Source organism: Acidithiobacillus marinus, from assembly GCF_002847505.1.
In the GTDB taxonomy this organism is placed as follows: domain Bacteria; phylum Pseudomonadota; class Gammaproteobacteria; order Acidithiobacillales; family Acidithiobacillaceae; genus Acidithiobacillus; species Acidithiobacillus marinus.
The window spans coordinates 132,774-144,994 of the sequence record NZ_MXAV01000013.1 but is presented as its reverse complement, the minus strand read 5'-3'; the positions used below and the strand labels follow the sequence as shown (position 1 = coordinate 144,994).

At 53.7% G+C, this 12,221-nt stretch carries 13 protein-coding genes and 1 pseudogene; 9 read left to right on the top strand and 5 right to left on the bottom strand.

Going from position 1 to position 12,221, the window contains the following annotated elements:
* The 3 genes from B1757_RS04720 to B1757_RS04710 all read right to left on the bottom strand — a co-directional run.
* Window positions 1-2,106, bottom strand: a 2,106-nt coding sequence (locus B1757_RS04720; protein ID WP_172437602.1) for a toprim domain-containing protein, incomplete at its 3' end; no start/stop codon positions are given.
* Window positions 2,103-2,489 carry a MarR family transcriptional regulator gene (locus tag B1757_RS04715; protein ID WP_172437601.1) on the bottom strand — a complete coding sequence of 129 codons (387 nt, stop codon included), beginning with the start codon at window positions 2,487-2,489 and terminating at the stop codon, window positions 2,103-2,105. The genes B1757_RS04715 and B1757_RS04720, both read right to left, overlap by 4 nt.
* 125 nt (window positions 2,490-2,614) lie before the next feature.
* Window positions 2,615-3,451, bottom strand: a complete 837-nt coding sequence (locus B1757_RS04710; RefSeq protein ID WP_101537216.1) for a helix-turn-helix transcriptional regulator — start codon at window positions 3,449-3,451, stop codon at window positions 2,615-2,617.
* Between the two features lie 507 nt (window positions 3,452-3,958).
* On the opposite strand from B1757_RS04710, the gene B1757_RS15355 reads away from it, so the two are divergent.
* From B1757_RS15355 to B1757_RS15900, 8 genes are all read left to right on the top strand, one after another.
* The gene (locus B1757_RS15355) at window positions 3,959-4,240 is read left to right on the top strand and encodes a BufA1 family periplasmic bufferin-type metallophore (RefSeq protein ID WP_172437600.1); all 282 of its coding nucleotides are present in this window, start codon (window positions 3,959-3,961) and stop codon (window positions 4,238-4,240) included.
* 86 nt (window positions 4,241-4,326) lie between these two features.
* Window positions 4,327-4,755 (top strand): DoxX family protein, encoded by a 429-nt coding sequence (locus tag B1757_RS04700; RefSeq protein ID WP_253253709.1) that lies wholly within the window; start codon window positions 4,327-4,329, stop codon window positions 4,753-4,755.
* 92 nt (window positions 4,756-4,847) lie between these two features.
* The gene (locus B1757_RS04695) at window positions 4,848-5,132 is read left to right on the top strand and encodes a BufA1 family periplasmic bufferin-type metallophore (protein ID WP_101537213.1); all 285 of its coding nucleotides are present in this window, start codon (window positions 4,848-4,850) and stop codon (window positions 5,130-5,132) included.
* 93 nt (window positions 5,133-5,225) lie between these two features.
* Entirely contained in the window at window positions 5,226-6,101 is an 876-nt protein-coding gene (bufB, locus tag B1757_RS04690; RefSeq protein WP_101537212.1) for an MNIO family bufferin maturase, read from the top strand.
* Entirely contained in the window at window positions 6,098-6,805 is a 708-nt protein-coding gene (locus B1757_RS04685; RefSeq protein ID WP_101537211.1) for an HvfC/BufC N-terminal domain-containing protein, read from the top strand. Before bufB ends, B1757_RS04685 begins: the two co-directional genes overlap by 4 nt.
* A 41-nt stretch (window positions 6,806-6,846) precedes the next feature.
* Window positions 6,847-7,479, top strand: coding sequence for a thioredoxin fold domain-containing protein (locus B1757_RS04680; RefSeq protein ID WP_101537210.1), 633 nt, complete (start codon window positions 6,847-6,849; stop codon window positions 7,477-7,479).
* Window positions 7,479-8,075 (top strand): sigma-70 family RNA polymerase sigma factor, encoded by a 597-nt coding sequence (locus B1757_RS04675; RefSeq protein WP_101537209.1) that lies wholly within the window; start codon window positions 7,479-7,481, stop codon window positions 8,073-8,075. Before B1757_RS04680 ends, B1757_RS04675 begins: the two co-directional genes overlap by 1 nt.
* Window positions 8,072-8,362, top strand: a complete 291-nt coding sequence (locus tag B1757_RS15900) for a zf-HC2 domain-containing protein (protein WP_368233156.1) — start codon at window positions 8,072-8,074, stop codon at window positions 8,360-8,362. The genes B1757_RS04675 and B1757_RS15900 overlap by 4 nt, the downstream gene beginning before the upstream one ends.
* Window positions 8,363-8,467: 105 nt before the next feature.
* Here the strand turns inward: B1757_RS15900 and B1757_RS04665 are convergent, their stop codons facing one another.
* Window positions 8,468-8,998 (bottom strand): DedA family protein, encoded by a 531-nt coding sequence (locus B1757_RS04665; RefSeq protein WP_101537208.1) that lies wholly within the window; start codon window positions 8,996-8,998, stop codon window positions 8,468-8,470.
* A gap of 678 nt (window positions 8,999-9,676) precedes the next feature.
* Between B1757_RS04665 and B1757_RS04660 the strand changes: the two genes are divergently transcribed.
* Window positions 9,677-10,057 carry a GGDEF domain-containing protein gene (locus B1757_RS04660; protein WP_172437599.1) on the top strand — a complete coding sequence of 127 codons (381 nt, stop codon included), beginning with the start codon at window positions 9,677-9,679 and terminating at the stop codon, window positions 10,055-10,057.
* A gap of 489 nt (window positions 10,058-10,546) precedes the next feature.
* Here the strand turns inward: B1757_RS04660 and tnpC are convergent.
* Window positions 10,547-12,215, bottom strand: a pseudogene (gene tnpC, locus B1757_RS04650) (IS66 family transposase).
* Window positions 12,216-12,221 lie beyond the last annotated feature (6 nt).

Below are 12,221 nucleotides of genomic sequence, written 5' to 3'. Positions count from 1 at the left end.
ACCTGCGTCAAGTTCTACCGCGCCGGATTTGCCTTGCCCCGCCCAATACGCCATCCGGTCAGCCAGCATTTGCATGGCCATTCGGGCCTTTTTAACCTGCGTCTCCCTACCTTCGTCAGCCAACGGCGGATGCACGCTAAAATGCCGTACCTGTCCATCCAGCTCTTTTGCCCATTGCGCAATATCTCCGAGATTAATTGTCACGGTTTTTCCGATATCAAAACTCTCGTCGGCAAAATATAGAGCGTTGTTGACCAGACTATCGGAATAGCTCAGGTGGTGCATGACCACAAATTGGGCATCCATTGCAGACTTCAGGTGCTGCTGCCACGGGCAAGGTAGCACGTCACCGGGATCCAGCCCCATACGCAACAAGAGTGCGACAAGCTGCTGTATACGCTCCTCGAGGTCGTCTACTTGCGTTTGGCTGGACACGTTACCATCCTCAAGTTTTGCCCGCACTTTCTCGATAGACCAGGCAATCCCATGTGGGCAGCTGTTACAATACTCGGCTTGAGGGATATGCTCACGATCCACAGCCTTGGCCAGATCTTCGTGTGCCGGGCAGTAAGCCGCAGGACACTTTTCTTCATTCGGCTGCCGCCCCCAAAAATGAAAATATCCCACAGCCTCAAACTCTGCGGCCTGGGCGTGGTCGCCCACGCCAACACAGACCCGCACCCCCGCTTTCCGCAGGGGCAGATTAGTGATTAACTTCTTGAGATACCGGGATTTGCCCGCCCCCGTTGTGATCTGGAACAACACGGGCTGAAACAAGGACGGATCCTTGGCGTCCCTCTGGCTGCCCCACCAATCCAAATAGTCCTCCACGAGCTTCTGAAAATCGGTTTTGAGATTGTCACGAACCTGCTCAACCGTGTCAGTCACCGGGAAGTCTGCCAGGTTTTCCGCAAGACGTAACCATGTGAAATCATGAGTTTCTTCCAGTTCTGCCCGTTTTGCGTCATCATCGGCATCGAGAACTGGCATCTCGCTGTCACCGTTGCTAACAGCCATCTGCAAGTGAGCCAGCATGGCATGGCTCAAGCCCTCTTGCGGATAATCTCCCCAGTCACTACCCTTGGGTCCGCCTTTTGGCCCGCCATTTTCAGGTAGGGGGGGCAGGGCAAAATGAGCCTTGAGGCCAGCTTTCCGCAAAGCCCGAACCGCTTTTGCCGACGCTTTTTGTCCGGTCTGGGATTCGTCATTATCGGCAAGGATGGTTGCAGTTGGGGTATTGTCCAGTTGTTCCTTACTCTGTTCCGCAGCGACTCTTGCTTGAGATTCAGCCCAGACTGTCAACCCAACCGCATCAAAACAGACAATGCCGCCATACCCCGCCGTTTGAATCGCGGCCGCAACAGTTTCAAACCCCTCACCTATCAACATATTTCGTACACCTGCAAGCTGGGCTGGATTGACTCCTGTTGGAGCTGATAATGGCAACACCCCTTTCTGGCCTAGCATCTTCCTTACGATCTTCTTGCCGTTCGGGGTCAAGTAGGTGCGCTGGATACCAACCACTTCCCCATCCTTATACATGGGGACCAACATCATAATTTGACCAAGCCTGTCCCTAGCAATGCGGATTTGGCGTAGCCAATGCTCCTCCACATGCTCAGGTCCCAGACGGGCAGTCAGATAAGTAATGACAGCTTCCCGCTCCTCCGCGTGCTTGATGCGGACGGCCCCTTTTTGACTGGCATTCAGACCTTTGTCCCAGTCTACGGGCATATCCTGCCGATGAGTGCAGGTCCAACCAGACGACCAGATATGGCGGGCTATGCCGATGTTTTTTTTCGGGAGTGCGCTGGCCTGGCCAGTGTAGGCCGTGTCTGGCAGTTTGTGACTACGCAGCAACGATGCAATCTTGCCCTTTTTGCCAGTGGTCGAGAAATAAACGCCCTTTCTAGGATTTAGCTTGTAGCTGAGATGGCCGGACTGGTCGAAGTCTGCCTCGATTTCCTTACCGACGCGGCGGCAGGGAATGCCAGCCGAGTCCAGCAGGGCCATGAGGTCCATCGACGGGGACTGGAGATCTTGGTTAATGCGTGACGAGTTCCGCAGGTCGGGGATCTGCGACTTGATGCGGGTAGGTGCATTCATGATGCCCCCCGCAAATCCGCAACAGCCTCTGACAACGGCTCGGTCTGGACATGTGGGCACGGATACAGGGAGGAGTTGCTGCTTGCTTTGCGCGCTGCGTTGTAATCAAGATACAATCTGATCAATGCGGGTTTGAGTCGCGCGAGTAGCTTGCTCGCTGCCTGACGGGATATGCCATATTTACGAGCCAGTTGTCTTGGCCTGATCCCGCCATCCTCAATGAACGCAACTAGAATCTCCTGGTCGCGCTCCGGATTATGACTGCCTTTTCTGATTTTTTTATTTTTTATCAGATAGTTGACGAATTCAGGCACGAATTCGGGGTGGTCCTGCGATTCGGGCAAGCCGTAGTGGCCGGCCTCTTGCGCCTCTTCCCAAAGCATTCCGCCTGTCCGATGGTTTTGACGTATGCGCCGGTTGACGTATTGAGCTGCAGTGACACCCGCAAGATCGGGGTCATTGTGGAGCAACCACAAGTCCGTGGCATCCAGCAGTTGTGGGGATGTGATCATTGCTCACCCCCTTTCCCACCCGTATTCTGAGCGACACGGGGACGACCCTTGCCACGTTTGATCTGTGGCGGTGGGGAGAGAGCTAGCTGAAAATGTTCATCAGTGAATCTGGGGCCGAATAACGTTTTGATCGGGCGAGGGAATTGCCCATTGGAGACCTTATTTCTTAAGGTTTTTTCCGCGCATGAAACTAAAACTGCAAGCTGGGCGTAGGTGTATAGCCGCTGTGCTTGGAGTGGCGGATCCCCGCCATCGCCATCGCCGCCATCGCTATCTTTTTTTCCGCTTTTTTTCGTCGGCGACCGGCGGCCAGATGCGCCCGATCGCTGGCGGCCCGAACTCCGTGATGGTCCGACAGCATTGGGGATGTGGCCGACGATCCCCATCTCCGAATAGATGGGGTTACCACGCATTGCGCGTCGGCTGCCCCGCCACACATCCCGTATCTCACGTATCATACTATCCGAGGCATGGGCTGCTGCGCTGTCATATATCCTGCACTGCAGTAGCGACCGAGGCATCCAGCGCATGCGCGCTAGCGAATCGAGCGCATTGATACCCAATGCGCCGTAGCCGGCAAAAAATGCTATGTAGGCATAGACATAGATACTGTCACCCGGGATAACCCCGGCCAAACCCAATCCAACAGTGCACAAAAGCGCTGCCGTTGCGAATAGAAGCAGGATATAGAGTACACTCGATGGCTGGATCCGCATGAGATCTTCCTTATGTGCATATGCCATCCAGATAAGATTAGGACCCGTGGCGAGGATGGCCGATACCGACAACTGGTAATCAGACCAGTTATCCCCAAAGTTGGGGCGAGTACGCATTCTAAATATCATGTCGCCCACCACATGTCAACTATATGTCGTGATATATTTTCAATTTTGCACAATATGTAGTGTGCCAACTCCGTCACGCCTCTTTTTCGCTATTCTGGCGTGACAGCAGTTTAATGAAGATATGGGCTTCATCTAAGTGGGTAGCCTGAGATCCAGTTTACCCAGGATCAGGGGGGCATGGGTAAAGTGTTGGTGGGCGCGATAGCCCTTAGCCTTAGCCTTGATGGATTGCATGAGACGATTGCCGTTGTGTAGGCCATCACGTCCAGTTGCGATGATGGCTGATCCATCCCTGATAGGAGTTTGACGACAGATTAGGTATAGAAACCTACATCCATGCCACAAGCAAGGAGGAATGCGTCGGGACAAAGCGCAAGTGGCAGGACCCGCCACAGGCTCGCGCCAGTATTCCTGGGTCTGTGCTGTAAGATTTTGGGAGAACCCACGACTCATACCATGAAAGCACGCATCCACCACGCGCAAACGGAGGTATCCATGAAGCAGCTCAACAGTCAGCAACGTATTTCTACTCGTATGTTTTTGGCAGGGATGTTGGTCGTTGCAGGAAGCATGGGGTCTGTAGCTCCAGCCTTTGCTGGTACTACCCACTGGGTCAAATGCTACGGCATCGCTCGAGCCCACATGAATGATTGCGCGACCACGACACATTCGTGTGCCGGGCAATCCATTCATAATGGTGGCAAATATTCCTTCCTTTATATACCTAAAGGGCTTTGCGAAAAAATTGTAGGAGGCAGCCTGGTCCCTGGGAAGTAACAATAATCATTTCATGCATGGAGGAGAGTCCGGTGGCAGCATGCTCTAGGGTTTTTCACAAAATGGAATCAGGATACGACCAATTGGTGCATTGGCTACACTACCTGGCTCCCGTTGCAGATCTGGCAGCGCGCCTATGGGTCGCCAAAATCTTTTGGGCCGCCGGGATGGTCAAGCTGCAAAGCATGACCGCAACCGTCATGCTGTTTAAGCATATGTACCATGTACCACTTCTGCCACCGGTATGGGCCGCATATCTTGGTACCGGCATTGAAATTGTTTTTCCGGTGCTTCTGGCTTTCGGTCTGGCTGGTAGATTCGCCGCTGGATTTTTATTTATTTACAACGTGATCACCGTTATTTCCTACCCCCAGATGGGGATTTCCGGAATGATGGATCAAGTTCCCTGGGGGATTTTTCTCTTGTTCACGACAGTATACGGGCCGGGCATATTCTCCCTGGATTACGGACTGAAGAAGTTCTGGAAATACGGCAAACGGATGGCAAACACTTAGCAATTGATAGCCTTGTCACGTACCTTTGTGGGTACAAGGCAATACGCTCCCTTCGGGGAAACCACGTGGTTGTTTTGAAAAAGGAGTTTATTATGAGTCAAGTAGCAAATCGCAAACAGACCTTCAAGCGCACCCTTTTTGCTGGGGTGGTGGTTATGGCAGGAGCCGGTTTCGCCAGCACTGCCTGGGCAGGCATGATGCCGCATGGCTATGTCAAATGCTACGGCATCGCCCGTGCCCATCAGAACCAATGCATGTCCATTGGCGGCATCACTCGGGGCTCGGCCAAAACCAACGGCAACCCGGACGCCTGGTTGGCCGTACCCAAAGGCGTTTGCATGAAAATCGTGGGGGGTAGCCTCACTCCCGGGAAGTAAAGCACAGGGCCGGGGCAGTTTGCCCCGGCATACTTGTAGCGCATTCAGACCTGCCTGGTCTGCAATCTTGTTGAAAAAAAGGAGTGTATGTTAATGGCTTATGCAGCGACGGAACCCTCTTTTCAGACTTTGTCGAACAATGCCATTCCTGCTGCTGCAGGTATTGGACTGCGGGCATGCCATTACCATGCATTCCAATCTGGAAAGCCAGAGATTGCCTGGGTCGAGGCACATAGCGAGAACCTTTTTGCCGATGGTGGTCTGGTTCATCGCGTGATGCGTCAGGTGCGGCAGGAATATCCGCTGAGTCTTCATGGTGTCAGTTTATCATTGGGCAGCGCTGACCCAATCAACATGGACTATCTCCATAAACTCAGGCAAGTGATTACACGCTATGAACCGGGCCTGGTATCGGAACACCTCTGCTGGGTGTCTAGCAGGGGCCGCTATCTCCATGATCTATTACCCATACCGTATACGGAAGCCATGCTCCGGCATGTCAGCGACCGCATCGATCAGGTGCAAAATTTTCTGAAACGGCCCATTCTCATCGAGAATGTCTCAGCCTATCTCCAGTTTGCCACTGAGCAGATGCCTGAGTGGGCCTTTCTCAACGCTTTGGTCAGGAACACAGGCTGTGGGCTACTCCTCGATATCAACAATCTCTATGTCAGCAGCCGAAACCTGGGTATCCGTCAGGAAGAATACCTTGCCAACATTGATGGAGCTGCCGTACAGGAAATACATCTGGCTGGCTTTAGTGTCGAAAACGCGCTTGGCCAGGACATTTTGATTGATACGCACAGCCAGCCCGTCTGGCCTGAAGTCTGGTCCCTGTATGGTCAGTCATTGCAGGTGTTGGGACGAAAGGTGCCAACCCTGATCGAATGGGATGCGAATATTCCACCCATAGAGAGATTGCTCCATGAAGCAAACACCGCAGAACAAGTATTGGAGGAGATGCCATGAGTACCCCATTCTCTTGGCAAGCCTCCTTCATGGAGGCGGTATTATCGGAAGGGGGTCTCATTCCCGATCTCGATGGACCTTTTTCGTCTGCTGTTTCGACAGCAGTCTACCGCAACAATATTCTGGAGGGCTTTACGGAAGGTCTCAAGAATATTTATGGAGCTATCTTCCTGCTGATTGGCGAGGACTGCTTTCGGGCAATTGCTCATGCTTATGCGCGCAGTACGCCCTCGTTATGCGGAGATCGCAATGCTTATGGAGCCCGCATGCCTGAGTTTCTGGGTATGCATCCACTTACGCGGTCAATAGCCTACTTGGCCGATGTAGCCCGGTTGGAGTGGGCGAGCCATGAAGCGTATCTCGCTGCAGAGGAATTTATGGATAGTGGCCTACATACTTCTGTGCGCTTGATCGAGTCGGACTATCCCCTTCTCGCGCTCTGGCAGTTCTGCCAGCACCCGGAGACTGATTCGCCCCTCGATTTGGACGCCCTCGGCGGGGATCGGGTCTTCATCTGCCGCCCGCAAGAAGAGGTCCTCATGCGCAGCCTACCCATGGGAGAAGCGTCTTGGTATCGAAGCCTGCTGGAACACAAGACACTTGGGGAGGCCACCTCCGCAGCCGTAGACGCGGAACCTGGCATCGATCCTGCCCAGTATTTGGCTTCGGCACAGCGTGACGGGATTTTCATACCCAAACAGTAGCGATGGCCAACGGCACACCAGCTTCAAGGAGAATCGTAGAGATGAAGATGTTTCCCGCACGAACCCTCATATCGTGGCTAGTGGTCAGCCTGGGTGTTGGCAGCTTGCTGCTCCTCTGGACGAATCTTGCCGAAGCGAAGGTATCCACCCCCACTTCTTCCACTGCGACGGCAGCCAAGCAGCTATGGAACAACGTACTCCCCCAACGTCTTACCTACATCCAGGAAGGCCATCATGGCCCGATTCTGTATGATTTTCAGGACCCCAATTGCCCATATTGTCATATCATGTATGCGCATGAAGCTCCATTGATCAAAGCGGGTAAGTTGACGGTACGCTATGTGCCGGTCGCGATTCTCACACCTCAGAGTCCGGAGGAAGCAGCGGCCTGGTTGCAATCCGCAGATCCAGAAAGCGCTCTGAAGCATTTTGAGCACATGGTTGGGCCCGCGCTTCGCACCGGTAATTATGCCAAGCTGCCCAAAGCTGAGCCCACTGCGATCACGAGAAAAGAATTAAAGGCTAATTTGCAAATGATGACGGCTCTGGGCTTTGATGGCACGCCGGCCATGCTTTATGAAAGCAAAAATGATCAGATAGGACGAATCCCGGGAATGATATCGGAGAAGGAGCTTGCGGAGTTGTTACCGCAATTACAGAAGCGAGCGCCTTGATGGCATCAGAAAACGAAAAAGATGCGTGTTGCCATCCTCATAAATGGCTGGATCGCTACGGCGACAGGCTTTACCGGCATGCATTATTTCGAACAGGAAACCCTGCACAGGCAGAGGATCTGGTACAGGAAACCCTGCTGGCAGCCTGGCATGGCCGGGCAAAATTCTCCGGGAAGGCGCAAGAGAGTACCTGGTTATATGCCATTCTCGAACACAAGATTCAAGATTATTTCCGTCAGTATTCGCGCTCGCCACAGAATAGCAGGTTAGATGTGAATGACTTGGATCCAGATATTGAGAACGCAGTATTTCAGCGTGACGGTGCCTGGTCGGTACGGCCTGGTTCCTGGGGTCGCAATCCTCAGGAAGATATGGAATCCAAAGATATGCTTCGGATCTTGAGAGAATGCTTGCGTGCTCTTCCAGAACTACAGCGCTCTGCATTCTTGTTACGCGAATGGTACGGCGAGGGGGCTGCGCAATGTGCTAGCGCACTTTCGATAACTGCGAATCATCTCTCTGTGTTATTGCACCGTGCGCGATTGCAGATTAACCGCTGCTTAGGAGCCAAATTCGTGGAAGGAGAGAATGAATGATAAAGCGCCTCATGTTGACCTGCCGTGATGCGGCGAAGCTTTTGTCCATCAGTCAGGACCAATCCCTTTCACATCGGGAGCAATGGGCCCTAAAGATGCATCTGCTCTTTTGTTCCTCATGCAGACGCTATGCCCGCCAGCTACGCTGGATGGATCAACTTTTTCACCTTGCTGCGGGCAGATGGAGTACGTTTCATTTAAGCCCGGAAGCCAGAAAGAAAATTTGTACTCGAATGGAAGAAGCCGAGCGGGAATCACTGGAGGAGCCTTCTTCAGCGGAGGATTGACTTATGAAAACGTGCGGGCTGTCCAGTAATGGGCATTCCTGCCGCGATATCAGATTATTTTCACCCGGGATACAAAGGTTCAATAGAAACCCAGATTGCATCCAATCATGCCGGAATGTGTCTGGCCAGCAAAAAAGCACCGCCGCCCCAGGCGGCAACCCACAGCACGGCACCTATCGCGCTCCATATTGCAAACGCCCGGAATCCCATTTCCGACGCTCCGGCCATGTAACCCTGCAATTGGCGCAGCGGCACGATGAAACGTCCGACCAGCACCACGGGCGCCCCGAAACGACAGAAGAATACATGTACCTTATCCACCATGGACGCTTTGATGCCCACATAGCGGCCATAGCGCAGCAAGGCCTTGTGTCCGTAGCGTTCACCCAGGCCATAGGCCAGATAACCGCCCAGAGTGGCGGCAAGCATAGCCAGAGGCAGCACCACCCATACCGGGAACAACCCTTTGGCCGCAAGGAATCCGGCGGCTACCACCGTCGCCTCACCCGGCGCGAAAACAACACCGGCGCTCTCGATAAAGAGCAAAACGAATACAGCGGGCAGGCCATAGGCTTTAAGAATTGGGCTGGCGGCGTGAATGAGAACGGTCATGGTAGTAATAAAAAAGTGGAACATGAAAGTACCTTACCAATTACCTGGTAACCTGCCTGGCAGGATGTCTGGAAATTATGCGCGATTCGAAAATTGCTCGTGTTCTTCCGCACGACATCACGACGTAGTGCACGGCAGGAACATCCCACCTCGCCCACCTATACTTCAACCGTCAAATCGAGAATTTTCCAGGCAAACCGGTCACCATACCACATCCGGCCTCTTTACCAAGTTTTTGAGGGAGATTCCGGGCTGACGCTGGATATTTTTCTCGACTTCGTTACATCAAATGTCAGGAAGTCGAGAAAAACGATAATCGACGGGCACACAAACGCTTTATAGGTGATTGTTCATGTGCCAAATAACATTTTGATAAGTTTATATCTTTTTTTGCTGTTAGTCATATCGACCGGATATCCTTGAATGACGCCCATAACGATGCACATAAGAAGCCCACGGCGACAAAATATCATACTCCCTGGAGATGATACTTGTGTGCGCTTAAGTAGCCTTCCTAATCTGTAATCGCGGATTCTGCTCCGGACGTACCCTATGCAGCAGAAAACGAGGACAGTGATGATCTAAGGCATCCCAAATAAAAAAATTCCCTCACGTTGTTTCGCCGATGTCGGTCATCCGCTAAAGACCTCCACCTGGAAATTGCCATATCTTCATGCGGATGGACCAACTGATCTTCGACGATTGCCCGACAAATTCAAAGCCATCAATGATTCGGAAGGACATCTTGCAGGGGATGCTTGCTTAAGAAAAATTGGACAACTGCTGAATAATTTTCCAAAACGGACTTCAGACTTTATAGCGAGATTTGGCGGCGAAGAGTTTTGTGCTGTTCTACCCGATACCCCTCCAGAAGGCGCAATAGAAATCGCAGAAAAAATAAGAGCTTGGATTCTAGATGCCCGCATCAGTCATCCCTCCTCTCCAAGTGGCTTTGTCACTGTCAGCGTCGGAGTTGCCAGTACCATTCCCAGTATGGGGGACTCCGTAAACGATCTTTTGACCATTGCAGACAAAGCGCTTTACGAAGCTAAAAGCAATGGGCGGGACCGTGTTGAATTCTGAAACAAAAGGACTGCGGACCACCGCACAATGGTGGTCGAGGTAGGCCGATGACAACAGCATTCACTCAATGAGCAAGCCCAGTAAGCACTATTGACGAGCGAACGCCTGCCATTGCGTGGCGGGTATTGAGAAGAGGGGGCCCATCACGACAGGACCCGTCGGCTACAACAAAGGCTATCCCGTAAACGAACCATCCCTATGCGGTATAGAGAATACGTGACCGGTTATGTGATCGTTTGGACGCCCAGAATCCCCCCATCCTGGCCTGTCCCCCAAACCGCCGTTTATGTGACGGTTGTTGCACTGTAACAGTTGTGTAATTCGCACTCCGTAACTGTTGCTCCCCCTCAGCATACGCTATACGGAGCGCCTGGCCGATGCCGGTGTGGCTGCTTCTGTCGGCAGCACCGGGGACAGTGACGATAATGCCTTGGCAGAAACCATCAATGGTAAGCGTCTAAGCAACCCACTCTTGCGGGTTGGCGCCGATCAGGCTAATGCAGATTTTTTCCAGTTCCACGGCAAGAGTTCGTGGAGTCGCTTGTTGGGCCAGGTGGGGAGCTTTTCGAGCACGTCACAGAGATAGGCGAAGGGTTCGATACCGTTGAGTTTGCAGGTTTCGATCATACTGTAGAAGAACGCCGCCCGTTGGCCTCCGGCATCATTGCCGACGAACAAGAAATTCTTGCGACCAATGGCCACCCCGCGCAACGCCCGTTCCACTGGATTATTGTCGATGCTGAGCTGCCCCTCTTTGAGGTAGAGGGTAAGGGCCTTCCAGCGCTTCAGGGCATAAGCGATGGCTTTGGCGATGCCACTTTTCGGGGCGACCTGCATCTGGGTTTCCGTGAGCCAGGACTGGAAGGCTTCCAGCAGCGGGCTTGCACGTTGCTGTCGGGCAGCCGCTTTCTGATCGGGTGGCGATGCCTGGATCTCTGCCTCAATGGCATAGAGTTTGGCGATCCAGGCCAGGGCCTTCTGCGCTACGGGACTCGGACCCCGCTGCTCCACGTCATGGAAGTGACGACGCACATGCGCCCAGCAGCCAGCCTCTGTGACTTGTTCCTTGCGGTAGAGGGCATCATAACCTCCGTAGTCATCGGTCTGGAGTATGCCCTTCCAGTCACCCAGGAAGTGTTGCGGGTGTATCCCCTTGCGGTCCGGGGCGTAATCAAAGACAACAATAGGATGTGGGGCATCCGCCTGACTGCGATAAACCCAGAGATAGGCTATGTCCGTCTTGCCACTGCCGGGGTGGAGCACCGGCAAGGGCGTCTCGTCGGCGTGCAGCATCTTTCCTTCCAGCAAGGCCATTTTGCAGGCTTCCGCGAGAATGCTGATCCAGTATTCTCCCTGTCCCAGCCAGCTGCAGAGGGTGGCACGGGAGATCGGTACACCGGCCCGCTGATATTGGGGCTCCTGCCGATACAGGGGCAGATGATCCACATGCTTGGCGGTCATCACATGGGCCAGGAGTCGGGCGGTAGGCAAGCCCTTGTCGATAACCTGGGCCGGTAATGCCGGGCTTTCCAGGGTACCGCAGGGACGGCAGGCCAGCTTGGGGCGGATATGGCGGATCACCTGGAAGTGGCCGGGGATAAAATCCAGCTTTTCGCTGATCTCTTCGCCCACATGTTCCAGCACGCCCCCGCATTGATCGCAGGTGCAGGTCTGGGGGGCATGCCGTACTTCCACCCGGGGCAGGTGGGCGGGAATGGGCGTGCGACCGGGATGACGACGGGTCGGACGCGCTGGAACGGTCCTGATTTCTGCGTGGACAACATCCGTCGTCTCCACCTCTGCAGGGGTCGCCGTCACGGCGGCGCTGTCTGCCAGCACGGTGTCGAGGAGGCTTTCCATCGCCGCGATTTCCGTATCCAGGGCTTCTTCCCAGAGGCCAATCTGGTCGGGAGAGAGCTTTTCCGAACGGCGCCCGAATCGCCAGCGGTTGAGTTTGGCGATAGTGCTTTCCAGGCGGGCGATGGTTTCATCGCGTGCGGCGATGTGTTGGTCTTTCTGGACGGATGAGGGCTTGTTGCTGCGCGATGATCCGGGTGCGTTCCGCTTCCTGTTCTTCCTGTTTCTGTAGCAGGCTCAGGACCAGATCGCGTAGGGCGTCCGGGCTGCTGGGAAGGGGCATGGGAGGCGTTGAATCCATGGATAA